This window comes from Micromonospora rhizosphaerae, from assembly GCF_900091465.1.
Taxonomy (GTDB): domain Bacteria; phylum Actinomycetota; class Actinomycetes; order Mycobacteriales; family Micromonosporaceae; genus Micromonospora; species Micromonospora rhizosphaerae.
Window position 1 is genome coordinate 1,439,566 of sequence record NZ_FMHV01000002.1, and the last position, 24,286, is coordinate 1,463,851.

25 protein-coding genes and 1 riboswitch are annotated in these 24,286 nt (G+C 72.9%); of the genes, 13 read left to right on the forward strand and 12 right to left on the reverse strand.

Annotation, left to right across the window (positions count from 1 at the left end):
- Window positions 1-7: 7 nt before the first annotated feature.
- The 5 genes from GA0070624_RS07005 to GA0070624_RS07025 all read left to right on the forward strand — a co-directional run bounded on the left by GA0070624_RS07005 (window position 8) and on the right by GA0070624_RS07025 (window position 7,349).
- The gene (locus tag GA0070624_RS07005) at window positions 8-2,266 is read left to right on the forward strand and encodes a bifunctional glycosyltransferase/CDP-glycerol:glycerophosphate glycerophosphotransferase (protein WP_091337713.1); all 2,259 of its coding nucleotides are present in this window, start codon (window positions 8-10) and stop codon (window positions 2,264-2,266) included.
- An 85-nt stretch (window positions 2,267-2,351) separates the two neighbouring features.
- Window positions 2,352-3,656 (forward strand): ABC transporter ATP-binding protein, encoded by a 1,305-nt coding sequence (locus GA0070624_RS07010; RefSeq protein ID WP_091337717.1) that lies wholly within the window; start codon window positions 2,352-2,354, stop codon window positions 3,654-3,656.
- A 54-nt stretch (window positions 3,657-3,710) separates the two neighbouring features.
- Window positions 3,711-4,178, forward strand: a complete 468-nt coding sequence (locus GA0070624_RS07015; RefSeq protein WP_091337720.1) for a DUF4442 domain-containing protein — start codon at window positions 3,711-3,713, stop codon at window positions 4,176-4,178.
- A 52-nt stretch (window positions 4,179-4,230) separates the two neighbouring features.
- Window positions 4,231-4,980, forward strand: a complete 750-nt coding sequence (locus GA0070624_RS07020) for a beta-phosphoglucomutase family hydrolase (protein ID WP_091337723.1) — start codon at window positions 4,231-4,233, stop codon at window positions 4,978-4,980.
- Window positions 4,977-7,349 (forward strand): glycoside hydrolase family 65 protein, encoded by a 2,373-nt coding sequence (locus GA0070624_RS07025; RefSeq protein WP_091337727.1) that lies wholly within the window; start codon window positions 4,977-4,979, stop codon window positions 7,347-7,349. The genes GA0070624_RS07020 and GA0070624_RS07025 overlap by 4 nt, the downstream gene beginning before the upstream one ends.
- Window positions 7,350-7,685: 336 nt before the next feature.
- Here the strand turns inward: GA0070624_RS07025 and GA0070624_RS07035 are convergent, their stop codons facing one another.
- Window positions 7,686-8,033 (reverse strand): thioredoxin family protein, encoded by a 348-nt coding sequence (locus GA0070624_RS07035; protein ID WP_091337736.1) that lies wholly within the window; start codon window positions 8,031-8,033, stop codon window positions 7,686-7,688.
- Entirely contained in the window at window positions 8,003-8,395 is a 393-nt protein-coding gene (locus tag GA0070624_RS07040) for a MerR family transcriptional regulator (RefSeq protein WP_091337739.1), read from the reverse strand. The genes GA0070624_RS07035 and GA0070624_RS07040 overlap by 31 nt, the downstream gene beginning before the upstream one ends.
- 132 nt (window positions 8,396-8,527) lie before the next feature.
- Between GA0070624_RS07040 and GA0070624_RS07045 the strand changes: the two genes are divergently transcribed.
- The gene (locus GA0070624_RS07045) at window positions 8,528-9,190 is read left to right on the forward strand and encodes a dienelactone hydrolase family protein (RefSeq protein WP_091337742.1); all 663 of its coding nucleotides are present in this window, start codon (window positions 8,528-8,530) and stop codon (window positions 9,188-9,190) included.
- Between the two features lie 3 nt (window positions 9,191-9,193).
- Here GA0070624_RS07045 and GA0070624_RS07050 read toward each other — a convergent pair whose 3' ends face one another.
- Entirely contained in the window at window positions 9,194-10,306 is a 1,113-nt protein-coding gene (locus tag GA0070624_RS07050) for an AI-2E family transporter (protein ID WP_245718690.1), read from the reverse strand.
- A 152-nt stretch (window positions 10,307-10,458) separates the two neighbouring features.
- Between GA0070624_RS07050 and GA0070624_RS07055 the strand changes: the two genes are divergently transcribed.
- On the forward strand, window positions 10,459-10,641 hold the full coding sequence (locus GA0070624_RS07055) for an antitoxin (RefSeq protein ID WP_091337745.1): 183 nt from the start codon (window positions 10,459-10,461) through the stop codon (window positions 10,639-10,641).
- 204 nt (window positions 10,642-10,845) lie between these two features.
- Here the strand turns inward: GA0070624_RS07055 and GA0070624_RS07060 are convergent, their stop codons facing one another.
- From GA0070624_RS07060 to GA0070624_RS07085, 6 genes are all read right to left on the reverse strand, one after another.
- On the reverse strand, window positions 10,846-11,526 hold the full coding sequence (locus GA0070624_RS07060) for an HAD family hydrolase (RefSeq protein WP_091337749.1): 681 nt from the start codon (window positions 11,524-11,526) through the stop codon (window positions 10,846-10,848).
- Between the two features lie 148 nt (window positions 11,527-11,674).
- Entirely contained in the window at window positions 11,675-12,337 is a 663-nt protein-coding gene (locus tag GA0070624_RS07065; protein ID WP_091337752.1) for a C39 family peptidase, read from the reverse strand.
- Window positions 12,338-12,695: 358 nt separating this feature from the next.
- Window positions 12,696-13,043 (reverse strand): YkvA family protein, encoded by a 348-nt coding sequence (locus tag GA0070624_RS07070; RefSeq protein ID WP_141714950.1) that lies wholly within the window; start codon window positions 13,041-13,043, stop codon window positions 12,696-12,698.
- Between the two features lie 78 nt (window positions 13,044-13,121).
- A complete protein-coding gene (locus GA0070624_RS07075; RefSeq protein WP_091348320.1) occupies window positions 13,122-13,949 on the reverse strand; it encodes a hypothetical protein in 828 nt (275 codons plus the stop codon).
- A 158-nt stretch (window positions 13,950-14,107) separates the two neighbouring features.
- Entirely contained in the window at window positions 14,108-14,467 is a 360-nt protein-coding gene (locus tag GA0070624_RS07080; RefSeq protein ID WP_141714951.1) for a hypothetical protein, read from the reverse strand.
- A gap of 303 nt (window positions 14,468-14,770) precedes the next feature.
- On the reverse strand, window positions 14,771-15,112 hold the full coding sequence (locus tag GA0070624_RS07085; protein ID WP_091337763.1) for a helix-turn-helix transcriptional regulator: 342 nt from the start codon (window positions 15,110-15,112) through the stop codon (window positions 14,771-14,773).
- 228 nt (window positions 15,113-15,340) lie between these two features.
- Between GA0070624_RS07085 and GA0070624_RS07090 the strand changes: the two genes are divergently transcribed.
- Window positions 15,341-16,015: a carbonic anhydrase gene (locus tag GA0070624_RS07090; RefSeq protein ID WP_091337766.1), complete on the forward strand. Its 675-nt coding sequence runs from the start codon at window positions 15,341-15,343 to the stop codon at window positions 16,013-16,015.
- Between the two features lie 81 nt (window positions 16,016-16,096).
- Here GA0070624_RS07090 and GA0070624_RS07095 read toward each other — a convergent pair whose 3' ends face one another.
- Complete coding sequence (locus tag GA0070624_RS07095; protein WP_091337770.1) at window positions 16,097-17,116, reverse strand: coiled-coil domain-containing protein; 1,020 nt, start codon at window positions 17,114-17,116, stop codon at window positions 16,097-16,099.
- A gap of 4 nt (window positions 17,117-17,120) precedes the next feature.
- Window positions 17,121-17,251: riboswitch (cyclic di-AMP (ydaO/yuaA leader) on the reverse strand.
- Window positions 17,252-17,405: 154 nt separating this feature from the next.
- Window positions 17,406-18,743, reverse strand: a complete 1,338-nt coding sequence (locus GA0070624_RS07100; protein ID WP_091337773.1) for a YibE/F family protein — start codon at window positions 18,741-18,743, stop codon at window positions 17,406-17,408.
- Window positions 18,744-18,962: 219 nt separating this feature from the next.
- Between GA0070624_RS07100 and GA0070624_RS07105 the strand changes: the two genes are divergently transcribed.
- On the forward strand, window positions 18,963-19,418 hold the full coding sequence (locus GA0070624_RS07105; protein ID WP_091337777.1) for a DUF6153 family protein: 456 nt from the start codon (window positions 18,963-18,965) through the stop codon (window positions 19,416-19,418).
- A gap of 89 nt (window positions 19,419-19,507) precedes the next feature.
- On the forward strand, window positions 19,508-20,146 hold the full coding sequence (locus tag GA0070624_RS07110) for a DUF305 domain-containing protein (protein WP_176731614.1): 639 nt from the start codon (window positions 19,508-19,510) through the stop codon (window positions 20,144-20,146).
- A 51-nt stretch (window positions 20,147-20,197) separates the two neighbouring features.
- Here GA0070624_RS07110 and GA0070624_RS07115 read toward each other — a convergent pair whose 3' ends face one another.
- Window positions 20,198-20,497, reverse strand: a complete 300-nt coding sequence (locus GA0070624_RS07115) for a metal-sensitive transcriptional regulator (protein WP_046568942.1) — start codon at window positions 20,495-20,497, stop codon at window positions 20,198-20,200.
- Window positions 20,498-20,644: 147 nt separating this feature from the next.
- Between GA0070624_RS07115 and GA0070624_RS07120 the strand changes: the two genes are divergently transcribed.
- From GA0070624_RS07120 to GA0070624_RS07130, 3 genes are read left to right on the forward strand one after another with little or no spacing between them, the layout of a single operon-like run.
- Window positions 20,645-20,854: a heavy-metal-associated domain-containing protein gene (locus GA0070624_RS07120; protein ID WP_091337781.1), complete on the forward strand. Its 210-nt coding sequence runs from the start codon at window positions 20,645-20,647 to the stop codon at window positions 20,852-20,854.
- Between the two features lie 34 nt (window positions 20,855-20,888).
- Window positions 20,889-21,869 (forward strand): hypothetical protein, encoded by a 981-nt coding sequence (locus GA0070624_RS07125; RefSeq protein WP_091337784.1) that lies wholly within the window; start codon window positions 20,889-20,891, stop codon window positions 21,867-21,869.
- Window positions 21,870-21,883: 14 nt separating this feature from the next.
- Window positions 21,884-24,139 carry a heavy metal translocating P-type ATPase gene (locus tag GA0070624_RS07130; protein WP_091337788.1) on the forward strand — a complete coding sequence of 752 codons (2,256 nt, stop codon included), beginning with the start codon at window positions 21,884-21,886 and terminating at the stop codon, window positions 24,137-24,139.
- Window positions 24,140-24,286 lie beyond the last annotated feature (147 nt).

Consider the following 24,286-nt stretch of genomic DNA (forward strand, 5'->3'; position numbering starts at 1 on the left):
CAGCCGGATGACTCTGATCAGCTTCGTCGTACCGGCCTTCCGGGTGCAGGGCTACCTGCGGGAATGTCTCGACTCGATCCTCGGCCAGCCGTTCGGCGACCTGGAGGTGATCGGAGTCGACGACGCCTCGCCGGACGGCAGCGGCGAGATCCTCACCGAGTACGCGGGCCGGGACGCCCGGGTCCGCCCGGTACGCCTGGCGGAGAACGTCGGCCTCGGTCCGGCCCGCAACATCGGGCTGGACCGGGCCGTCGGCGAGTACGTCTGGTTCGTCGACGGCGACGACTGGCTGGTCCCCGGCTGCCTGCCGCACGTGGCCGAGCGCCTGCTCACCACCCGGCCCGACGTGCTGATGGTCGACCACATCCGGGCGCACTGGAACAACCTCGGCACCCCGAGCGTGATGGCCGACATGTTCCCGGAGCCGCCGGGGGAGGCGACGTTCCGGCTGCGGGACCGGCCGGAGACCATGCGGCTGCTGCACACCGCGTGGAACCGGCTGGTCCGCCGGCAGTTCCTGGCCGGCCTGGGGGTGCGGTTCGAACCCGGCTGGTACGAGGACGTCTCGTTCAGCTACCCCGTCCTGATGGCCGCCGAGCGGATCGGCGTGCTGGACTGGGTCTGCCTCAACTACCGCCAGCGGCGGTCGGGGGCGATCACCCGCACCCGGGGCGACCGGCACTTCGAGGTGTTCGCCCAGTGGCACCGGGTGTTCCGGCTGATGGATCAGTGGGGACCGGCGGTCGAGGAGCTACGCCCCGCCGTCTTCGAGCGGATGATCTGGCACTACCTGACGGTGCTGGGCAACGGCAGGCGGATCGCCCCTGAGCTGCGGCCCGCCTTCTTCGCCCAGATCCACGCCGACTACGTCCAGTTTCGGCCGCCGGTCGGCTACCCCGTCCCGGCCGGGGTCGAGGGGGTGAAGCACCGGCTGGTGGCGGCCGGGCGGTGGCGTACCTTCAGCGTCCTGCGCAGCGCCAGCCACGCCCGCGACGCGGCCCGGCGCTCGGTGCGGCGGGCCGGCCGGCGGGTGCTGCCGGTGGCCCGGGTCACCGCCGGGGTGACCCGGGAGGCGGTGCTGCGCGAGTACTACCGGGCCGAACTGCGCCGGCCGCTCGACCCGACGCTCGCCGTCTACGCCGCCTACTGGTACCGGGGGTACGCCTGCAACCCGGCCGCCATCTACGCCGCCGCCCGTCGCCTGGCGCCGCAGGTACGCGGGGTGTGGATCGTCCGGCGGGACGGGGTCGACACGCTCCCGCCCGGGGTGGAGTACGTCGTCGCCGGCAGCCGGGCCTACTACCGGGCCCTGGCCCGGGCCCGCTGGCTGGTCAACAACGTCAACTTCCCCGACTTCGTCCGCAAGCGGCCCGGCTCGGTGCACCTGCAGACCCACCACGGCACGCCGGTGAAGGTGATGGGGCTGGACCAGCAGCGCTACCCGGTCGGCGCGGTCGGGATGGACTTCGCCAAGCTGCTGCGCCGGGTGGACCGGTGGGACTACAGCGTCAGCTCGAACAGCTTCTCCACCCAGATGTGGGAGCGGGCCTACCCGGCCGCGTACACCACGCTGGAGGTCGGCTACCCGCGCAACGACCGGTTGGTGCTGGCCACCGCGGGCGAGGTCCAAAAGGTCCGGGCGGAGCTGGGCATCGGCCCGGACGAGCGGGTGGTGCTCTACGCCCCGACCCACCGCGAGCACCTGCCCGGCTACCGGCCGCCGTTCGACCCGGACCGGCTGCTCGACGTGCTGGGTCCGTCCGGGCGGTTGCTGATGCGCAGCCACTACTTCGAGGACCGGGACCGACGCCCCCGAGGGACGGCGGCGGGACGGCTGCTGGACGTCAGCGCGCACGACCGCGTCGAGGATCTCTACCTCGCGGCCGACGTGCTGGTCACCGACTACTCGTCGGCGATGTTCGACTACGCCGTCCTGGATCGGCCGATCGTCGTCTACGCGCCGGACTGGGAGGCGTACCGGCTGGCCCGGGGTGTCTACTTCGACCTGACGGCGGAGCCCCCGGGCGAGGTGGCCCTCGACTTCCCCGCGCTGCTCGACCTGTTCCGCTCCGGCGCGGTCCGGTCGGAGCGCGCGGAGCAGGCCCGGAAACGGTTCCGGGCCCGGTTCTGTGCGCTGGACGACGGGCACGCCGCCGAGCGGGTGGTCCGCCGGGTCTTTCTCGACGAGCCGGCCTGGCCCGCCCCCGCCGGCTCGGAGCACCGCCGTGACCGGCCGATGACACGTAACAGGGCTGTCACGAGTTGAACATGGCACGTTTACCCGATGTGCTCACGGCGTGATCCTCGTCACAGTCATTCCCGGGTTCGGTCGACCAGCTGGGGAGGAGACGGTGACCACCGTCGCGCTCAAGGATGTCACCAAGATGTTCCAGGACGGGACAGTCGCGGTCGACACCCTCAATCTGGACGTCAACGACGGCGAGTTCATGGTGCTGCTCGGCCCGTCGGGCTGCGGCAAGTCCACTGTGCTGCGGATGGTAGCCGGCCTGGAGTATCCCACCTCCGGCGCGATCATGCTCGACGGTGAGCTGGCCAACGGCCTGCAGCCCCGGGAGCGGAAGGTCGCCATGGTCTTCCAGGACTTCGCGCTCTATCCGCACATGACCGCAGGCGACAACATCGCCTTCCCGCTCCGGCTGGCCGGGGTGGAGCCGACGCCCTGCGGCGAGCGCGTCACCGACGTGGCCAGCGCGCTGGGCATCGGCGAACTGCTCGACCGGAAGCCGAACCAGCTCTCCGGCGGCCAGCGGCAGCGGGTGGCGATGGGGCGGGCGATAGTGCGCCGACCCGGGCTGTTCCTGATGGACGAGCCGCTGTCCAATCTGGACAGCGGGCTCCGGGCCGAGCTGCGGGCCGAGATCTCCGGCCTGACCCGCGAGCTGGGCGTCACCACCATCTACGTCACCCACGACCAGGCCGAGGCGCTCACCATGGCCGACCGGGTCGCAATCATGCGCAGGGGCGTGCTCCAGGACGTGGGCACCCCGACCCAGGTGTACGGACGCCCGGCCACCCTCTACGTCGCCGCCTTCCTCGGCAGCCCCCGGATGAACCTGCTGGAGGCCTCGGTCTACGTCCACCTCGACCGGTACGTCACGCTCAACCTCGGCGAGCAGTCGCTCTACCTGCCCTGGGACGACCTCCGCAGCCGGGCAGTGGCGCACTACCACGGCGAGCGGATCGTGGTCGGGATGCGGGCCGAGGCGCTCACCCCGGTCGCCCCGGACACCCCTGGCGACGTCCTGCAGGGGCGGATCCGCTACCTGGAGCACCATGGGCACGAGTCGCTCGCCTTCCTCGACATCGGTGCCACCTCGATCGTGGTGGACGAGATGAGCGGCCCGGTGGAGACCGGCGTCAGCGGCCAGCGGGGTCTGCGCCGGTTCGGCCAGGTCATGCAGCGGCTGGCCGGTCGGGCCGGCGAGGCGCCGGCCGCCGTGTCGAGCGCCGACGGCAGCCGGACCAGCGTCCTCAACGACCCGGGCCGGCACCACCGCCGCCCGGCGGAACTGGCCGTCCGGCTCGCCCCGTACCCGGCGGTCTCCGCGGGTCACCCGCTGGCGGTCGGGGTACGCATGGACGCGCTGCACTTCTTCAACGAGCGCGGTGACCGGATCGACATCGGCTGGCGGTGAGGCCCGGGGCGGATGGGTCTTGCCGGGGAAGTTACCGGCAAGTAGCGTCTGGGCATGTCCATCGACTCACGCCAGGTGGCGGCCGGGATCCTCGAGGCCGTGCCGTTCGCCCGCACTCTCGATATCGAATTCGTCGAGGTCGCTCCCGAGGCGCAGGGCGGGGTCCGGGCGGTCGTCCGGCTGCCCGACTCGCCGGCCACCCACAACCACCTCGGCGGCCCGCACGCCGGGGCGATGTTCACCCTCGGCGAGACCGCCTCCGGCGCGGTGGTGCTGGCCGCGTTCGGGCAGCTGCTCGACCGGGCGGTGCCGCTGGCCGTCTCCGCGCAGATCGCGTACCGGAAGCTGGCCCTGGGCCCGGTCCTGGCGACCGCGCGGCTGGGCCGGCCGCCCGCCGAGGTGATCGCCGAACTGGAGGCCGGTGATCGGCCGGAGTTCCCGGTCGAGGTGGAGATCACCACCTCCGACGGCACGCCCACCTCGGCGATGACCGTGATCTGGACGCTGCGCCCGAACCGCTGACGCCCGGAGCGAATCGGGTTTGCCCGGTCGGCCCGACGGATAGATTCGAACTGTGCTGGGCCTACCCGCTCCCGTGACCGCGTGTCTCTTCGATCTGGACGGTGTGCTCACGCAGACCGCCAAGGTGCACAACGCCGCCTGGACCGAGACGTTCAACGCGTTCCTGCGGGCACACGCGAACGCCACCGGCGAGCCGTACCGGCCGTTCGACCCGGGGCCGGACTACAACCGGTACGTGGACGGGAAGCCGCGGGCCGACGGGGTGCGCTCCTTCCTGGCCTCGCGCGGCATCACCCTGCCCGAGGGCGCGCCCGACGACCCGCCGGACGTGGACACGGTCCACGGGGTGGGCAACCGGAAGAACACCATCCTGCTGAAGCGGATCCACACCGACGGGGTGGACGTCTACCCGGGCTCGGTGGCCTACCTGGAGGCGGCGGCCGCGGCCGGGCTGCGCCGGGCGGTGGTCTCGGCGAGCGCCAACTGCCGGGAGGTGGTCGCCGCGGCCGGGCTGGACCGGTTGCTGGAGGTGCGGGTCGACGGCCTGGTCGCCCGGGCGCAGGGGCTGCGCGGCAAGCCGCACCCGGACACCTTCCTCGCCGGCGCGGAGCTGCTCGGCGTCCCGCCGGCGAACGCCGCCGTCTTCGAGGACGCGCAGGCCGGGGTGGCCGCCGGCCGGGCGGGCGGATTCGGGTACGTGGTCGGCGTCGACCGGGTGGGCCAGGCCGAGGAACTGCGCGCACACGGCGCCGACATCGTGGTCAACGACTTGGCTGAGCTGCTCGAGGAGCGGACGACATGATTCGGGAACGCGCCTATCCAGTCGAACCGTGGCACGTCCGGGAGGTCCGGCTCGACATGGACGTGCTCGCCCAGTCCGAGTCGGTCTTCGCCCTCTCCAACGGGCACGTCGGGTTGCGCGGCAACCTCGACGAAGGAGAGCCGCACGGCCTGCCCGGCACGTACCTCAACTCCTTCTACGAGCTGCGGCCGCTGCCGTACGCGGAGGCCGGCTACGGCTTCCCCGAGTCCGGCCAGACCATCGTCAACGTCACCAACGGCAAGCTGATCCGGCTGATGGTCGACGACGAGCCGCTCGACGTCCGGTACGGCGAACTCCTCGCCCACGAGCGGGTCCTCGACCTCCGCGCCGGCACCCTGCACCGGGAGCTGCACTGGCGCTCCCCGGCGGGCCGGGAGGTCAAGGTGCGCAGCACCCGGCTGGTCTCCTTCACCCAGCGGGCGGCCGCCGCGATCAACTACGAGGTGGAAGCGGTCGACGGGCCGCTCCGGCTGATCCTGCAGTCGGAACTGGTGGCGAACGAGACCCTGCCGGCGCAGAGCCGCGACCCGCGGGTGGCCGCCGTGCTGGAGTCGCCGCTGCAGGCCGAGGAGGAGTTGACCACCGACGACGGCGGCCTGCTGATCCACCGAACCAAGGTCAGCGGGCTGCGGATCGCCGCCGCGATGGCGCACGACGTGGAGGCCCCGGGGCGCACCACCATCGAGTCCGAGGGGTACCAGGACTGGGTCCGTACCACGGTTGGGTGCGTGGTCAAGCCGGGCGAGACGCTGCGGGTTGTCAAGTACCTGACGTACGGCTGGTCCAGCAAGCGGTCGCTGCCGGCGCTGCGCGACCAGGTCGGCGCGGCGCTGGCCGCCGCCCAGCTGGACGGCTGGGACGGGCTCCGCCGGGCCCAGCGGGAGTACCTCGACGAATTCTGGGACGCCGCCGACGTCCGGGTGGAGGGCGACCCGGAGGTGCAGCAGGCGGTGCGGTTCGGCCTGTTCCACGTGCTCCAGGCCGGCGCCCGGGCCGAGCGCCGGCCGATCTCGGCGAAGGGCCTGACCGGACCCGGCTACGACGGGCACGCCTTCTGGGACACCGAGATGTTCGTGCTGCCGGTGCTCACCTACACCCAGCCGACCGCGGTCCGGGACGCCCTGCACTGGCGCCACAGCACGCTGCACCTGGCCCAGGAGCGGGCCCGGACCTTGAACCTGGAGGGCGCCGCCTTCCCTTGGCGGACGATCGAGGGCCCCGAGTCGTCGGCGTACTGGCCGGCCGGGACGGCGGCCTTCCACGTCGCGGCCGACGTCGCGGACGCGCTGCGGCGCTACCTCCTGGTCACCGGGGACAACCAGCTCGAAACGGACATCGGCCTCGAACTGCTGGTGGAGACGGCGCGGCTGTGGCGCTCGCTGGGCCACCACGACCGGCACGGCCAGTTCCACATCGACGGGGTGACCGGCCCGGACGAGTACACCGCGGTGAAGGACGACAACGTCTACACGAACCTGATGGCGCAGCGGAACCTGCTGACCGCCGCGGAGTGTGCGATGCGGCGCCGGGACCAGGCGCTCGACCTCGGCGTGACCGAGGAGGAGGCGGCGGCCTGGCGGGACGCGGCCCGGGCCATGCACATCCCGTACGACGAGGAGATCGATGTCCACGAGCAGGTGGAGGGCTTCACCCGGCTGCAGGAGTGGGACTTCGACCACACCCCGCCGGACAAGTACCCGCTGCTGCTGCACTACCCGTACTTCGACCTGTACCGCAAGCAGGTGGTCAAGCAGGCCGACCTGGTGCTGGCCATGCACTGGCGGGGGGACGCCTTCGCACCGGAGCAGAAGGTGCGCAACTTCCACTACTACGAGCGCCGGACCGTCCGGGACTCCTCCCTCTCCGCCTGCAGCCAGGCCGTCATGGCCGCCGAGGTGGGCCACCCGGAACTGGCCCACCGCTACCTGCGCGAGGCCGCGCTGATGGACCTGCACGACCTCAACGAGAACACCCGCGACGGTGTGCACATGGCCTCGCTGGCCGGCGCCTGGATCGCCCTGGTGGCCGGCTTCGGCGGCCTGCGCGATCACGACGGGACGCTGTCCTTCTCACCCCGGCTCTCCAGCCGGCTCAGCCGCCTGGAGTTCTCGCTGCAGTGGCGGTCGATCCGGCTGCGGGTGGACGTCCGGCCGCACCAGACGACGTACACGGTGCGCCACGACGGGCCGGACGCGGTGGTGGAGCTGCGCCATCACGGCGAGCCGGTCCGGGTCACCCGGAACCAGCCGGTCACCGTGCCGGTGCCGCCGGCCCAGCCGTCCGCCCCGGAGCCGGAGCAGCCGCCCGGGCGGTCCCCACTGCTGCACCTGCCGGAGGAGTCCGGCTGACGCCTTGGGACGCCGCCGAACGCCGACGCGTCCCGGCCCGGGCGGGCCGGGACGCGTCGTACGGTCAGAACTGGCGGCCGTTGGATGGACGGCCACCGGTGTCCCGGGGGGCCGTCGCCCGCGAGTCGTCGGCGGTACGTGCCAACGCCGCGCGGTCCGCCCACTCAGGCGAGCGGCTCATGTCCTGTTTGCGGCGTTGCTCCTGTTCGGTGGCCTGCTGCCGGGATCTGTCCTTCTTCGCCATGACGACCCTCGCGATCCGTCGGGGCGCGGCTGCGCCGATCTACGGTCACCCTGCGCCTTCCCGATCGGCCCCGCGGCAAACGGCCCGGCGGGTCACGCCTCCAGGTGCCGGCCGAAGCTCAGCCGGAGGTGGTTCTTCGGCCGGGCGCCCACGATCGAGCCGACCACCTCGCCGTCCCGGAAGACCAGCAGGGTGGGCATGGACATGATCCCGTACGCCCGGGTGGTCACCGGGTTCTCGTCGGAGTTGAGCGTGGCGAAGAGGATTGCGTCGCCGAACTCCTCGGCGAGTTCAGCGAGGTGCTTGGAGACCGCCCGGCAGGGCGGGCACCACTCCGCCCAGAAGTCCACCACCACCGGCCGGGCGCTGGCCAGCACGGTCGCGGCGAACGTCCCGTCGGTGACCGTGGTCAGCCGGGCCTGTTCCGTGTCCTGAGGCATGTTTCCTCCCGATGGGCGATCGCGCGGGCGAGTTGGGCGTGCAGCTGCCGCCGTACCGTGCCGAGCCGGTCGAGGTAGTCGTCCACCTCGGCGAGCTTGCGGCGCAGGACGGCAACCGAGTCCGGGCAGACGTCGCCGGAGCTGTTGCCGGCGCGAAGGCAGGCCACGAACGGCCGGATGTCGTCGAGCCCGAAGCCCACCGCGAGCAGGGCCCGGATCTCGTGCACGACCCGCAGCTCCGCCTCGTCGTAAATCCGGTAGCCGTTGGCGGAACGGCGCGGTCGTACCAGCCCGTGGGTCTCGTAGTACCGCAGGGTCCGGGTACTCGTCCCGGCTCGTTCCGCCAGCTCACCGATCAGCATCCGGACCTCCCTCGCCCGCCCTCGCCGCCACGCTAAACGTTGTCGCCGGCGTCAACGCAACAGGTGAGCGCGGTCACCAACCGGGTATGCCGGGCGTAGCCGGCGCGTACCCGGCGGTTGCGGAGGGCGGAGATGGAGATACGCGAGGTGACGATCCCGGTGGCCGACGGTGGGCTACCGGCCGACGTGAACTTTCCGGACCACCCGCAAGGGGTGGTGCTCTTCGCGCACGGCAGCGGCAGTTCCCGGCACAGTCCGCGCAACGTCGCCGTCGCCCACGAACTCAACGACCGGTCGCTCGCCACCGTGCTGGTCGACCTGCTCACCCCTGAGGAGGACCGGGTCGACGCGGTGACCGCCGAGCTGCGCTTCAACATCGGAATGCTCGCCGACCGGTTGGCCGCCATCGTCGACTGGATGGGCACCGAGCAGATGCTGGCCCCGCTGCCGGTCGGTCTCTTCGGGGCCAGCACCGGTGCCGCCGCCGCCCTGGTCGCCGCGGCCGCCCGTCCGGAACGGGTCCGCGCGGTGGTGTCCCGTGGCGGCCGGCCCGACCTGGCCGGTCCGGCCCTGTCGTCCGTCCGGGCACCGACGCTGCTTCTGGTCGGTGGTCTCGACGAGCAGGTGATCGCGCTCAACGAGCAGGCCAGGGGCGAGCAGGGGGACGTGGCCGAGCTGCGGATCATCCCCGGCGCCACCCACCTCTTCGAGGAGCCCGGCACCCTTGAACAGGTCGCCGACCAGGCGGCCTCCTGGTTCTCCCGCCATCTGGTGCCCGTGCACCGCGCCGCGTGACCGTCAGGCGGGTGCGGGGGAGCGGTGGCGTTGGACGGTGTCGATGACCCGCCAGGTGACGGCGGCGATCGGCACCGAGACGAAGGCGCCGGCGATGCCGGCGATCAGCGTGCCGGCCGTGACCACGATCAGGATCACCGCCGGATGCAGCTGCACCTGGCGCTTCATGATCAGCGGCTCCAGCAGGTTGCCCTCGATCTGCTGGACCGCGATCACCGCCGCCAGGGTGAGCAGCGCGGTGGTGGGGCCGTTCGCGGCGAGGGCGACCAGCACCGCCACCGCACCGGCCACCGTCGCCCCGATGATCGGCACGAACCCGCCGAGGAAGGTGATCAGTGCGAGCGGCAGGGCCAACGGTACCCGGAGCACCACCAGCGCCAGACCGATGCCGGTCGCGTCGATCGCCGCGATCATCATCGTGCCCCGGCTGTAGGAGCCGAGCGTCCGCCAGCCCACCCGGCCGGCCTCGGCGGTGACCGCCCGGTTCGGGCCGGTCATCCGGCGCAGCACCCAGCGCCACATCGACCGGCCGTCCTTGAGCAGGAAGAAGAGCAGCACGAGCGCGAACAGCAGCGAGCCGGCCACCTCGGCGGCGGTCCGGGCGCCGCGGATCGGGTCGGGGGCACCGCCGCTCAGCCCCTGCCGGGCCTGCTGAATCAACCTGTCCAACTGGGCCTCGGTGACCGGCAGGGTGGAGGTGACGAAGTCCCGGCTGCGCTCCACACCCTGGTCGAGCTGCTGGCTCAGCTCACCGAACTGGCTCGCGGTCAGGTTCCACACCAGTGCGCCGACCCCGACCAGGACGCCGAGCAGCAGCAGGATGGTGAGCAGGGCCGCGGGTGCGGCCGGTACCCGGAGCCGGCGCAGCAGGAGCAGCACCGGGTCGAGCAGCGCGGTGAGGAACAGGGTGCCAGCCAGCGCGATGGCCAGCGGCGCCAGCAGTACCGCGATCTTGCCCAGCAGCCAGAGCCCGGTGACCACGACCACCAGGCAGGCGCTCCACGTCACCGCCGTCTGGACCGGCCAGGGCAGGCCGGCCCAGGCCTGACGGGGCCCCGCCGTACGGGCGCGCTCTGTCGTCAGCTCGGGCGTCCGCCCGCTACCGTCCTCGCCCACGTCGGCCCTCCTCGATCCCGGCGCACCGTACCCGGCCCGGGTCCATCCGACACCCGCGTCGGCGTGTTCCCGTGGAGGCGGGCCGGACGGCTGGGCGTTTGTGCCTACGGACCTCGGGAAGGTATCAGGATCCGAGGTGAGGGGAGAACGACGTGCGTGACTTCATGAACAAGGCCAAGGGTTTCGCCGACCGGTACGAGAAGCAGGTCGACCAGGCGATGGACAAGGCCGGGGAGACGGCCAACCGGCGCACCGGCGGCAAGTACGAGGAGCAGATCAAGAAGGGCGTCGAGACGGCCAAGCAGCGCACCGGCGAGGGTGGCCAGAAGCGCTGAGGTCGCCTCGCTTTCGGGTGGGGTCGCTGAGCAGAAGGTCCGCTCAGCGACCCCACCGCACCTCGGCGTACTTGCGCCGGCCGTACTCGCCCTCGATCCGGACGTGCAGCTCTCCGGTCAGGTACAGCCTGCGCGCCCAGCCGATCCGCCCTCGCCATCTCGGCTCGATGGTGCGGCATCATGCCCGGACGCTAGCCGTCGCCGTCAGGGCCGGCCAGCCGATTCCGCCTCGCGGAGCAGCGCCGGCAGGTCGCCGAGGGCGGCGACCATCGGGCCGTCCCAGGTCGGGTCCGTGTCGTTGTGCTCCGTCGTCCGGATCACCGTCATGCCGACCGCCGCCGCGCCGGCGAGTTCGCCGTCCGCGCCGTCGCCGACGAAGACGCAGCCGGTCGGTGCGACGCCGAGCCGGTCCGCCGCCGCGCGGTAGATGGCCGGGTCGGGCTTGGCCACGCCGAGCTCGCAGGAGAAAACCACGACGTCGAAGCGCCGGGACAGGGCACTGTGCGGCCACGCCTCGGCCGTCTCCGAGGTGGCGTTGCTGACCAGCGCGAGCCGGTGGCCGTCGGCGCGCAGTGCGTCCAGTACGTCCAGAGTGGACGGCGCGGCGGCCGCGAGTACCCGGCGGGCCAGTGCGTGGCGGTGCGCCCCGGCGCGGGCGATCTGGTCGTTCGAGGGTGAGCCGCCGAGTCTCCCCGCGAGGAGGCGGACGGTCTCCTCCACGTTCCACCGGACGAGTCGCTGCCGCCAGGTTGCGTGGTAGGCCGCGACCAGGGCGGGCGGGTCGACCCCCACCATCGCGCCCATCTCCGCGACGACCCGGTCGCGCTCGGCGTCCGCGCCGTGGATCAGGGTGTGGAAGAGATCGAAGATCACCGGAACCGGCATCGCCGGATGTTACCGCGCCGGACCGGTGGGTAGCGGTTGGCGCCCGGCCTGACCACGACGTGGCCCAGGCCGGAACCGGGAGCCGGACATGACGAAGGGCCGGCCTCCCCTGTGGGGAGACCGGCCCTCGTCGGTCATGCCGGCTGGATCAGGAGCTGTAACCGCGGCCCGCGATCCAGTTGGCCAGCTCGGTGACGTCCATCCAGTACTCCTGGACGGCCGGGTCGGCCGGGTCGGCGATCTTCACGGTGTTGCCGTTGTCCTTGTACTCCACCACGGTCAGGTAGTGACCGGGGTAGCTGTGCTCGACGCCGTCGGCGTCAACCGCACCGCCCAGGATGTTGGCGACGACGGGACGGCCCTGGTCCACCGCGGCCTTCGCGTCGGCCCGCAGGCGCTCGACCTGCTCCTTGGTGGCCACGTCGTCACGGATCTCGGTGGTCTTGTACTTGCCGCCGGTGTACTCGTTGAGCACCCGGGTGATGTCGATGGCCGAGTCGGTGCCGTTCTCGGTCGTGCCGAGCTTCTGCGCCAGCTCGTCCTGGCTGACCGCCTTGCCCTCGGCGGACAGGGCGATCCGGGTCGAGGCCGGGCCGCAGTAGAAGTAGTTCGGCTGGGCCTGGTACTCGAAGTTGGCCCGGTTGTTGCTCTTCTCCGCACCCTTGCCGTTGCCCTTGTCGACGGTCACCGAGGTGACCGGCTTGGCCTCGGCCGGGGCGACGTGCGCGGCGACGACCGGACCGGCGATGACACCGCCGGACATGACCAGACCGGCGACCGACAGCATGCTCTTATGGAAGATCGTGTTCATGTCGAAGCTCCATTCGGGGGGTTTGACGTCTCCGGGGTACGGAGACGTGCAAGCACCGGGAAGGCGCTCGGCTTGTTCACGGGGATCGCCGCGGCTGGTCCCTGCGGCGTACCGGGGTGTCAACGGCCCGGCCCCGCCCGGCATTTCGCCGGGGCCGGGTGACCCGGCATCGGGTGGTGCAACGGCCGGGGGCTCACCGTCATTCCGGCGCCGGGCCCGCGGCCCGGCCAGCTCCTCCGTCTACGAAGGGTTAAACGACCTGGGGGAGCGGCCCGATTCCGCCCGTCGGATGCCGTCGGTCACCGCCGATCCGGGCGGCCGGGTCGGAACCGGACAGAACTCGCGTCAGTCGGTCCGGTCAGAAGATTCGGTCGGTGCCAGACCGCCCGAAAGCCTGGTCACCGCGACCTAGCTGGTCGGACAGTCGTCGCTGTGCCGCCCGGTGCTCATGGGCGAGTCGGGTGAGGTAGATCAGCGCACCGGCCAGAACACCCATGTCGTCCAAATAGATCGGATCGGGGAGGATGTCGACCGGAAGAATCGTGTAGATCAGCGCCCCGTAGAAGGCGACCTTGCCGCCCACGCCCAGCGCGCCAAGCAGCCGGCGGGTGCGGACCACCCGGACCGCGAGCAGCACGGCACCGACCAGCGTCGCCAGCGCGACGATGCCGACGAGCACGACCAGGATCCACATCTCCCGGGACACACCGCAACGCTAGCCGAGCCCGGCCACCCCCGCCGGCCACCCTCCGCCGGCGGAGCGACGGCCCGTTCGCCGCCGGTGTCAGTACGCCGGAACGGCCCGGCCGCGGGCCACGGTCGCGGTCTCCCGGGTGTTCTCGGTCGCTCCCCGGGCCGCCGCCGTGCTCTCCCGGTTCTCGATGGCCGCACCGGGCAGGTCCACGGTGGAGAGCAGCGACCGTGCCTCCGGCACCCGGCCGGTGGCCGCGTACGCCTCGTCGCGCAGGCTGCGCGCGGCGGCGGTGGCCAGCTCGGCGGCCCGCCAGGCGGTCTGCTCCCGCTCCCGGGCGGTCTGCTGCCGGGCGAGCAGGTTGTCCCGGACGAGCCGCCGCAGCAGCAGTTCCTGCTCCACCGGGTGCCGGCGCGGGTCCCAGCCGCGGTGGCTCAGGATGTCCTTGAGCTGCCGCACGGTGATCTCCCCACACCGCTGCGCGTCCCGTGCCGCCCGGTGCAGCCAGCGCTCCCGGTCGGCGTACTCGGCCGGCGTCCGGGCGGTTCGCGGCAGGGGCAGTGCGGCGGCGGCCGTCAGCCGGCGAACGTCCTGCTCGGCCGCCTCGTACGCCCGCCACGCCTCCTCGACCTCCTCCTGGGCGGCCAGCCACTCGGCCCGGCGCCGCTCCGCGGTGTTCGCCGCGCGTTTCGCGGCCACCGCCACCTCCTGCGCGTAGCGGGCCCGCTCCCGGTCCTCCTCGGCCAGCTCCAGGCTGCTCGGCATGGCGGCCTCGCTGATCCGGTCGCCGAACACCGACCGGAACCGGGCCGGGAAGACGATCAGCCCGGCGACGGCGAACGCGGCAACGGCGAGCAGGGCCAGCCAGATCCCGGCGGCCTGGGGTACGTCGGGCAGGACGGTGGAGAAGACGGTCTGTATCACCAGCACCTCGTGATGGAGCGTTCGGATCGGACGGTCGTGGCCCGGTCGACGGGCGGGGTTCGCGCGACGCGACGGTGATGCGGAGCGGTCCGCAAGGCCGTACCCCATCGGGCCGGCGGGGAATCATCCGGGCGGCGCGCTGGCGGCCGGCCGGATCAGACCCGCGGGGGACCGCGTCGGCCGGCGGCGTCCCGGCCCGGGTCGGCGAGGGCCACCGGGACCGCGGTCGTCGGCCGGGGACGGAGCTCACCTCGGCCCGTCCGCCCCATCGGGGCCCCGGACACCGGCTCGGTCGGGGCGTGGCCGGCGCGCTCGCTGACCGGACTCCGGTCGACGCGCAGCTCGGCCACCCGACTCGTCACGACGGCCGGCCGGAGGGCGGTGGTGGTCGGAGGGGTTGCCACGGCGCCGAGACCGACGGCGAGCACCAGGGCGGTGACCGCCAGGCGGGTCAGCTTCCGCAGGGTGCGCAGCATCGCCGCCCAGAAATGTGGGGCGAGCGCTTCGAACTGCACCACTTCAACCTATCGGTCCGATCCGCCTCGTGCAGGCTCTTGACCACACTGGTCGGCGTGACGCCGCCCACGCAGCGGTGTGGACAGACGCTTTCGGGACCGCACCCCTTTGCTCACCGTCGGCCGCTTCCGTTGCACCGAACCAGACGGCGTGGCGTAGGGGCGTTCACCGTCGCCTGGCCGGCCGTGCGGTGACGGGAGCGCCGGGTCAGATCGGCCGTCGCCGATGCCGGGGTTCCGCGGGCCGATGGCCGGAGGCGCGCGGTCAGCGCCGGGCGGCGGACCGGTCCGGCCCGGCCAGCGTCAGGAGTTGACCGTGGAGTTGCCGATCGGCTCGCCGGTGAAGAGAGCGAGCAGGGCGCCCACCTGCTGGTCGGCTTCCGCGGGGTGGCGGAAGTGACCGCTCGGGTTGATCGTGTACTCGTTGCGCCGGCCCACCCGGGTCCGGCGCAGGTAGCCGCCGGCCTCGAGGTCGGCGACGATCGCCTGGGCGGCCCGCTCGGTCACCCCCACCTCGTCGGCGACGTCACGCAGTCGGGTGGTGGGGTTGCGGGCGATGGCGAGCAGCACGTGCCCGTGGTTGGTGAGAAACGTCCAGTTCCGGCTGCTCCCGTTCTCGCCTGCTGTCGTCGCCATGTCCGTCATCGTATGACCACCTGTCGGGTTTCCGGCCGTCCCCTCGCGCCGACGGTTCCGGGCCGTGTCGGCGATGCCCGGCGCGGCTCGGCTCGACCACATGGGCATCCGAAGCATGAAATGTATATCACGTAAATCTTGACGTGCCTTGGGCTTCGTGTGACGGTGAGTGGCGCGGCCGCCTCCGCTGCCGGCCGGGTTGACCAGGTCGTTTCGCGTGAGGGACGAGGTGAGGGGATGACCCCGACCACTCCGGAGCAGGCGCTCGCCGAGCTGCACGCCGGGAACCGGCGCTTCGTCACCGGCGTCCCGCGCCACCCCAACCAGGACGCCGGACACCGGGCGGCGGTCGCGGACGGGCAGCACCCCTTCGCGGTGATGGTCGGCTGCTCCGACTCGCGCCTGGCCGCCGAGATCATCTTCGACCGCGGCCTCGGTGACCTCTTCGTGGTCCGCACCGCCGGTCACACGGTCGGCCCGGAGGTGCTCGGCAGCGTCGAGTACGCCGTGACGGTGCTCGGCACGCCGCTGGTGGTGGTGCTCGGGCACGACTCGTGCGGGGCGGTGCAGGCCGCCCGGGAGGCGGTGGCCACCGGCACGCCCCCCGCCGGTCACCTTGGGGCGGTGGTGGACGCTGTCGTGCCCAGCCTGCGCCGGGCGGCCGAGGAGGGCGTCGAGGAGATCGACGGCATCGTCGACATCCACATCGCCCAGACCGTCGAGGCGTTGCTGGCCAACTCCACCGTGCTCGCCGAGCAGGTGGCCGCCGGGCGGTGCGCGGTGGTCGGCATGTCGTACCGGCTCAGCGCCGGCGAGGTGCGGACGGTGGCCACCGTGCCGGCCGGCGGCCGGACCGCGACGCTGCCCGGCCCGGCCGCGCCGGCCGACCGATCCGCCGCCGTCGCCGGCTGACCGCGGCCACCACACCCCCGGACGGACGAGGGGCCGTCCCGCGCGTCGGCGGGACGGCCCCTCGATCGGGTACGCCGTCGGTCAGAGCATCGACACGTGCACGTGGTCCGTGTGGTTCGACGGCCCGCTGTACGACCTCCAGCCGGTCGCCGGGAACCAGATCTGCCGATTCCAGATCACGTAGTAGACGCCGAGCCGGTCCGCGTTGCGGATCACGAAGGCGGCGAGGTTGTTGCCGTACATGCGCGTGTCGTTGTTGTGCCAGGGGGCGAACCCGCTCTTCTGCAACGACCAGTCGCAGGCGCGACCCTTCGGGTGCTCCCAGGGGCCACTGGGCCGGTAACAGCCGGCGAAGCGGTTGAAGCCGACCCGCCTGACCTCCTTGTACATGTGCAGCGTGCGCGGGGTGACGCAGCCGGAGGTGGTGGGGTCGTTCTCGCTGCACGACTGGGGACGCCAGTCCCCGTCGGCCGTCCGGCCGGGGCCGATCCGGGCGACCGGCGAAGTGGCCGAGACCAGGCCGCCGGTGAAGCCCAGCCCGCCGACCAGGGCGAGGGACTTCTCCGCGTCGCGCTTCTTGCGGGCCATCTCGTTGGTCAGCTTCTGCTGCTCGCGCAGCTCGGCCTCGACCGCCAGCTTGGCCTGCTCGGCGCGCCGCTTGGCCGCGTTCACCTCGGCGAGCTTCTGTGCGTTGACCATGTTCAGCTCGTCGAGCGCGGCCGCGCGCAGGACGAACGAGTCCGGGGTGTTGCTCTCCAGCAGCATGGTCACCGGCCCGATCCGGCCGGTCCGGTAGGACTGCGCCGCGATCTGGTTGACCTGCGGGCGGAGGGCCTCCAGCTGGTTCTGCGCCGCGTTCACCTCGAGCGCCAGCTGGAGCTGGCGCTGCTTGGACTTCGCCAGCTTCGCCTTGGCTTGGACGTAGCCGCGGTTGGCGGCCTCGATGACGTCGGTGATCAGTGGAGGGTCGTTGTCCTCCCCGTGCCCGGAGGGGGTGGGGGTCGAGGGCGCCGCGGTCGCCGGGGTGGGGCCGGTGACGATGGCGAACGCGGTGAGCACTGCCACCACGGGTGTCAACCAGCGGCGCAGGGGTGGCGTCACAGTGTTCCCTTCCGTCGACCGCCGACCGGGTTAGCTGCCGGGTTCGGGACGGAAGTGGCCCCTACCGCTGGCGCGGATTCACCCCAGGTACCTGGTTCCCCGGCTCGCCGTGCGGCGATTGGGCGGCGGCACCGCAGGCGCCGCTGCGCGCCTTCGGCGGTGACCGGCAGCGAGGTTACCCGAGAGTCCTCCCCGCGAGCTACGTCGGGAAGCCGACCAAAGGCGTGATTTCGCCATGGTGCTTCGTGACCGGCGTCGCGTTCGACCTGAGCGGTCACGCTGCGGAGTGTCACCATGCGACGTCCGTGCTCGTTTCCGGTCCGGGCCACCGGGCGGGGGCGGGCGGGGGCGGGTTTCCTGCCCGGCCGCTGAGCGCTTCCAGCGCGTCGTCCCGGTCCGCAGGGGGCCGGGAGGTCGGCGCCGTCGGCCGGTCGGCCACGACCCCGCCCCGACCGGCGGTGGTCACCAGGGCGGCCAGACCGGTGGTGAGCGGTACGGCGGCGATCAGTCCGAGGGTGGCCACGGCGCTCCGGACGATCTCCTGGGCCATGAACTCGGTGGTGAGGATCTCGCTCACCGCGCGCGAGTCGGCGACGAGCAGGAGCAGCAGGGGGAGCGAGGCGCCCGCGTACGCGAGCACGATGGTGTTGACCGTGGAGGCGATGTGTGCCCGGCCGACGCGGGTGGCCGCCCGGTAGAGCTGCACCCGGGACAGCCCCGGGTTCGCGTGCGCCAGCTCGGTGACGGTGGCCGCCTGGGTGACCGTCACGTCGTCCAGCACGCCGAGCGAACCGATGATGATCCCGGCCAGCAGGAGCCCGTGCAGGTCGACGTCGCGCTGGAACATCGACAGCGTGGTGGCGTCCTCGCTGCCGAACCCGGTCAGGTGGGTGGCGGCGGTGGCCAGGGTGCCGAGGACCCCGGTCAGCACCAGGCTGCCCAGGGTACCGAGGACCGCCACCGAGGTCTGCGCGGTGATCCCGTGGGTCAGGTAGAGCACCACGAACATGATCAGCGCCGAGCCGACGATCGCCACCAGCAGCGGCGGTTGCCCGGCGCCGATACCCGGCAACACGAAGCCCAGCAGGATGGCGAAGCTCGCGGCCAGGCCGGCCAGCGCGGCCAGCCCGCGCCAGCGGCCGAACGCGACGATGGCGACGGCGAAGAGCGCGGCCAGCCAGAACAGCTGCTTGCCTCGCTGGTGCTCGGCGATGTTGTAGCTCTTCGCCGCGGGGTCGGCCGGGTCGACCAGCTCCACCAGGATGATCTTGTCGCCGACCTGCACGGTGGGCGCGCCGGGGCCGGCGGGGACGGGGGCCTCCACCTGGCGGCCGGCGTCCGGGCCCTGCTCGACCTTGACGGTGACCGTCCCGCAGGGCCCCCGCGACCCGCCCGGGGTGCCCTCGGGCACCTCCGCCGCGGGCGGGCAGGGCTCGGTCAGCACCCGGGTGACCGTGCCGTGGTAGCGGGGCACGTCGGGGCCCTGCTCCGGCTCCGGGGTGTCCCGAGGCCAGAGCACCAGCGTGGCCAGCACGGTGATCACGAACAGCGGGACCACGGTCGCGAGGAGGATCCGTCGTACCCGGGGTGGGGCGGACGGAGCGGGACGGGAATGGTCGGCGCCCAAGGTGAGTCTCCCAACGATTCTCAGGCGGGTACGTGTCACCGGGCCGGTCGGTTCACCGGGCCGGGAGGCGCCGCGGTGAGGCGGTGGCCGGAGGGTCGTCGCCGGAATGGTAGCGAGCACGGCTCGCGGTCGCAGGCGACGCGGGCCGTGGCAGCGGCGATTCGCACCTAACGTCGGGACCGGGCCCGGCCCGTACGGCGGGCGGGCTAGCGTGGTGGCGTGGGTGTGCAGGCGGCGGTGTCGACCGGGCGGTGGGTCCGGCTCCTGCTGCTGCTCAGCACCCTGGTCGGGCTGGCCGCCATGCACACCCTCGGCCACGGCGCGCACGCGCCCGGCGGGCATTCGGCGGGCCACGCGGAGGCGCAGCACGGCGCCCGGCCGGCCGCCGCGCCGGACGAGGTCGGGATGACCGACGGCTGTGCGGCCGACGACTGCCGGCACGCCGCTGTGCTGCCGCTGGGCGACCTCGGCGACGACCCGTCCGGTTGGACCGTCTGCCTGGCCGTGCTGGGCGCGTTCGCGGTGGCGCTGCTGGTCGCCGTGCTGCTGCGGGCCCGGTCGCGCGTGGTCGGGCCGGCCCTCCGCGGGGCGCTCCGGCTCGCGGCGGGGCCGCGGGCCCCGCCGCCCCGGCCGTTCGGACTGCGCCTGGCGACGGCGTCGGTGCTGCGCAGATAGGACGCCCCGGCGCGGGTGGACGGCAAACGTCCGGTCACCCGCGTCCTGAATCCCGTCTGCGCACGTTCCGACACCGAAAGGTCTTCTTCGTGTTCACTCGCATCATCGCGCGTCGTGCCGCCCTGGCCGGCGTGACGGCCGTCGCCGCGCTCGCGCTGGGCGCCTGCGGCGGTTCCGACCACTCGACGTCCGGCTCCGGCCACGACATGCCGGGCATGGGCGGCACCGGCGCGCCCTCCGCGGGCGCCTCCGCGTCCTTCGGGGACGCCGACGTGATGTTCGCCCAGATGATGATCCCGCACCACCGGCAGGCCGTGCGGATGGCCGAGCTGGCCGATACCCGGGCCGCCGACCCGGAGGTCAAGAAGCTGGCCGGGCAGATCAAGGCGGCCCAGGCGCCGGAGATCGCCACCATGACCGGCTGGCTCGCCGCCTGGGGCCGGCCGGCCCCGTCGGCCGGCACCGGTCACGGGATGCCGGGGATGGCGCACGGCATGCCCGGCATGATGTCCGACGCCGACATGGCCAAGCTGGAGGCGGCGTCCGGCACCGACTTCGACAAGCAGTTCCTGACCATGATGATCGCCCACCACGAGGGCGCGATCACCATGGCGAAGGACGAGGTGGCCAAGGGCGTCAACCCGGACGCCAAGGCGATGGCCCAGCAGATCATCACCGCTCAGCAGGGTGAGATCGACACCATGAACAAGATCCTCGCCCGGCTCTGAGGCCGGCGCGCCGGTGCCCGGGCCCGCGACGCGGGCCCGGGCTGCCGGTGGTCAGCCGCGCTTCATCAGCCGGCCGACTGCGGCCATCATCTCGGTGGCCATCTCGTCGGCGCGCCCCTCGGCGGCGCCCTCGTGCATGCAGTGCCGGGCGTGCCCGTCCAGCAGGCCGAGGCCGACCTTGTCGAGGGCGGCCTGGATCGCGGAGATCTGGGTCAGCACGTCGATGCAGTAACGGTCGTCCTCGACCATCTTCTCGATGCCGCGGACCTGGCCCTCGATACGGCGGAGCCGCGCGAGCAGCTGGTCCTTGCTGGCCGTGTAGCCCCGGGTGGGGGTCGTCGGTGCGGTCATGAAATCCAGGATAGCGTACCCCTCGGGGGTATGGTACGGTCCTTGCTGCTGGCCGATACCCCCACCGGGTAACGGTGGCGACAATGGCAGCGGTCTCTCTTCCTGCTACCCCGGGGGGTATAGGATGGCCGCGAGAGGGGAGTTGCGATGGTCACCACCACGTACCAGGTGCAGGGCATGACCTGCGGGCACTGCGTCAACTCGGTCAGCGCCGAGGTCGGCGCGCTCCCGGGCGTCAGCGACGTCCAGGTGGACCTGGCCTCCGGCCGGGTCACCGTCACCAGTGAGAGCCCGTTGGACACGGACACCGTGCGCGCCGCCGTGGACGAGGCCGGGTACGACCTCGTTGGGGCGTGACGGGTCCGACGAACCGGAGAACTGAGGTACCACGATGAACACGGCGACGAAGCTGAGCGGCTTCGCCCTCGGCCTCGCGGCGGTGTTCGGCGCGGCGTACGGGGTCGGCCAGGTGGCCGGCCCCGTCGCACCCGCCGCCGAGACCCGCCACGACCCCACCGACGCCGGCCACTCCGACGGTGGCCACCAGGCCGGCGCCGCCACCCACCTGCCCGGCGGACTGCTCGTCTCCGACCGCGGCTACACGATGCAACCGATGGCCGCCCCGGCCGGAGGGTTCGCCTTCCGGATCACCGGCCCGGACGGCCGGCCGGTCACCGGGTACGAGATCGAGCACGACAAGCGGATGCACCTGATCGTCGCCCGCCGCGACCTCTCCGGCTTCCGGCACGTGCACCCGGAGATGGCCGCCGACGGCACCTGGCGGGTCGCCTCGCCACTCGCCGGGCCGGGCGTCTGGCGGGCGTTCGCCGACTTCACCCCCACCGGCGGGGAGTCGCTGACCCTCGGCGTCGACGTGACCGTCCCCGGCGCGCTGGACGCCCGGCCGCTGCCCGAGCCGGCCGCCAGCACCACCGTCGACGGCTACACAGTCACCCTCACCGGCGCCCCGCAGTCCGGCCGCACCGCCGAGCTGACCCTGACCGTGAGCCGAGACGGCAGGCCGGTCACCGACCTGCAGCCCTACCTCGGGGCGTACGGGCACCTGGTTGCGCTGCGACAGGGCGACCTGGCGTACCTGCATGTGCACCCGGACGGCGCCCCCGGCGACGGGCGGACCCCGGCCGGGCCGGCGATCACCTTCGCCGCCGAGATCCCCTCGGCCGGCAGCTACCGCCTCTTCCTGGACTTCCGGCACGGCGATGCCGTGCACACCGCGGCGTTCACCGTCGTGGCCGGCTCCCCGGCCCCGACGGGCGACCCGGGCGTCCCGGCGGCGACCAGCGCGCCGGCCGCCACCAGCTCCCCGACCCCTGACGCCGGTCATGGCACCCCGGGTCACGGGCACAATTGACAGGAGGTGCAGCGATGACATCGACCGCCAAGTCCCTGCCGGTCGCGCCGAACCAGATCGAACTCGCGATCGGCGGCATGACCTGCGCCTCCTGCGCCGCCCGGATCGAGAAGAAGCTCAACCGGATGGACGGCGTGACCGCCACGGTCAACTACGCCACCGAGAAGGCCACCGTCCGGTACGCCGACGAGGTCACCCCGGACGATCTGATCGCCACGGTGGAGAAGACCGGTTACACCGCCGTCGTGCCGCCCCGGCCGACCGCGGCCGGCACCGAGGCCACCGCCGAGCCGGTGGACGAGCTGCGCGCTCTGCGTACCCGGCTGTGGGTGTCGGTGGCGCTGGCCGTGCCGGTGATCCTGCTGGCCATGGTGCCGGCCTGGCAGTTCGACTACTGGCAGTGGCTGTCGCTGACCCTCGCCGCCCCGGTCGTGGGCTACGGCGGGCTGCCGTTCCACCGGGCCGCCTGGATCAACCTCCGCCATGGCGCGGCGACCATGGACACCCTGGTGTCGTTGGGCACGCTGGCCGCGTTCGGCTGGTCGCTCTGGGCGCTCTTCCTCGGCGACGCCGGGATGCCGGGGATGACCCACCCGTTCCGGTTCGACATCACCCGCACCGACGGCGCCGGCAACATCTACCTGGAGGCGGCGGCCGGGGTGACGGTGTTCATCCTCGCCGGCCGCTACTTCGAGGCCCGCTCCAAGCGGACCGCCGGCGCCGCCCTCCGCGCCCTGCTCGAGCTGGGCGCCAAGGACGTGGCGGTGCTCCGCGGCGGGGTGGAGACCCGGGTGCCGGTGGACCGGCTCGTCGTCGGCGACCGGTTCGTGGTCCGGCCCGGCGAGAAGCTCGCCACCGACGGCGTGGTCGAGGAGGGCACCTCGGCGGTCGACGCCAGCATGCTCACCGGCGAGTCGGTGCCGGTCGAGGTCGGGCCGGGCGACACGGTGGTGGGCGCCACCGTCAACGCCGGCGGTCGGCTGGTCGTCCGGGCCACCCGGATCGGCGGGGACACCCAGCTCGCCCAGATGGCCAAGCTGGTCGAGCAGGCGCAGACCGGCAAGGCGGCCGTGCAGCGGCTCGCCGACCGGATCTCCGGAGTCTTCGTCCCGATCGTGATCGCTCTCGCCGCCGGCACGCTCGGCTGGTGGCTCGGAGCCGGAGCGGGGCCGACCGCCGCCTTCACCGCGGCGGTGGCCGTGCTGATCATCGCCTGCCCCTGCGCCCTCGGCCTGGCCACCCCGACCGCGCTGCTGGTCGGCACGGGCCGAGGCGCCCAGCTCGGCATCCTGATCAAGGGCCCGGAGGTGCTGGAGTCCACCCGTCAGGTGGACACCGTGGTGCTGGACAAGACCGGCACCGTCACCACCGGCAAGATGACCCTGGTCGACGTGCTTCCCGCCGCCGGCCAGGATGCCGACGAGCTGCTGCGGCTGGCCGGCGCGCTGGAGGCCGCCTCGGAGCACCCGATCGCCCAGGCGATCGCCGCCGGCGCGGCCGAGGCGGGTGCCCTGCCGGCGGTGACCGGGTTCGCCAACCTCGAGGGGCTCGGCGTGACCGGCACGGTCGACGGGCGGGAGCTGGTGGTCGGTCGGCTCCGGCTGCTGCGGGAGCGGGGTCTCGACGTACCCGAGGAGATCGAGCGGGCGGTGACCGACGCGGAGGCCGCCGGGCGGACGGCGGTGCTCGCCGGCTGGGACGGCCGGGTCCGCGGCGTCCTCGCGGTGGCCGACGTGGTCAAGCCGAGCAGCCGGGCCGCGGTCGCGCGGCTGCGCGAGCTGGGGCTGACCCCGGTGCTGCTCACCGGCGACAACGCCACGGTCGCCCGGGCGGTGGCCGCCGAGGTCGGCATCGACGAGGTGATCGCCGAGGTGCTGCCGGCCGACAAGGTGGACGTGGTCAAGCGGCTCCAGGGCGAGGGGCGGACCGTGGCGATGGTCGGCGACGGCATCAACGACGCCGCTGCGCTGGCCCAGGCCGACCTGGGGCTGGCCATGGGCACCGGCACCGACGTGGCGATCGAGGCGTCCGACCTGACCCTGGTCCGGGGCGACCTGATGGCCGCGGTGGACGCCATCCGGCTCTCCCGGCGGACCCTCGGGACCATCAAGGGCAACCTGTTCTGGGCCTTCGCCTACAACGTGGCGGCCCTGCCGCTGGCCGCCGCCGGCCTGCTCAACCCGATGATCGCCGGCGCCGCGATGGCCTTCTCGTCGGTCTTCGTGGTGGCCAACAGCCTCCGGCTGCGCCGCTTCCGCCCGGTCGGCTGATCCGACGACGACGCCGCCGGCCCCGGTACCTCCGGGGCCGGCGGCACTGTCCGGACCGGAGCGGCGGCACGGGCATCACCGTCGGTGAGCACCACTGGTGACAGACGGTTGAGCAACCGGACGGCGGGGTACATCCACGGCGGTAAC

Excerpts from the sequence above, each read along its gene's own strand:
- GA0070624_RS07005 (WP_091337713.1), top strand. The coding sequence starts at position 8 with ATGACTCTGATCAGCTTCGTCGTACCGGCCTTCCGGGTGCAGGGCTAC.
- GA0070624_RS07015 (WP_091337720.1), top strand. The coding sequence starts at position 3,711 with ATGTCCATCGACTCACGCCAGGTGGCGGCCGGGATCCTCGAGGCCGTG.
- GA0070624_RS07025 (WP_091337727.1), top strand. The coding sequence starts at position 4,977 with ATGATTCGGGAACGCGCCTATCCAGTCGAACCGTGGCACGTCCGGGAG.
- GA0070624_RS07035 (WP_091337736.1), bottom strand. The coding sequence starts at position 8,033 with ATGCCTCAGGACACGGAACAGGCCCGGCTGACCACGGTCACCGACGGG.
- GA0070624_RS07040 (WP_091337739.1), bottom strand. The coding sequence starts at position 8,395 with ATGCTGATCGGTGAGCTGGCGGAACGAGCCGGGACGAGTACCCGGACC.
- GA0070624_RS07045 (WP_091337742.1), top strand. The coding sequence starts at position 8,528 with ATGGAGATACGCGAGGTGACGATCCCGGTGGCCGACGGTGGGCTACCG.
- GA0070624_RS07060 (WP_091337749.1), bottom strand. The coding sequence starts at position 11,526 with ATGCCGGTTCCGGTGATCTTCGATCTCTTCCACACCCTGATCCACGGC.
- GA0070624_RS07065 (WP_091337752.1), bottom strand. The coding sequence starts at position 12,337 with ATGAACACGATCTTCCATAAGAGCATGCTGTCGGTCGCCGGTCTGGTC.
- GA0070624_RS07085 (WP_091337763.1), bottom strand. The coding sequence starts at position 15,112 with ATGACGGACATGGCGACGACAGCAGGCGAGAACGGGAGCAGCCGGAAC.
- GA0070624_RS07090 (WP_091337766.1), top strand. The coding sequence starts at position 15,341 with ATGACCCCGACCACTCCGGAGCAGGCGCTCGCCGAGCTGCACGCCGGG.
- GA0070624_RS07115 (WP_046568942.1), bottom strand. The coding sequence starts at position 20,497 with ATGACCGCACCGACGACCCCCACCCGGGGCTACACGGCCAGCAAGGAC.
- GA0070624_RS07120 (WP_091337781.1), top strand. The coding sequence starts at position 20,645 with ATGGTCACCACCACGTACCAGGTGCAGGGCATGACCTGCGGGCACTGC.
- GA0070624_RS07125 (WP_091337784.1), top strand. The coding sequence starts at position 20,889 with ATGAACACGGCGACGAAGCTGAGCGGCTTCGCCCTCGGCCTCGCGGCG.
- GA0070624_RS07130 (WP_091337788.1), top strand. The coding sequence starts at position 21,884 with ATGACATCGACCGCCAAGTCCCTGCCGGTCGCGCCGAACCAGATCGAA.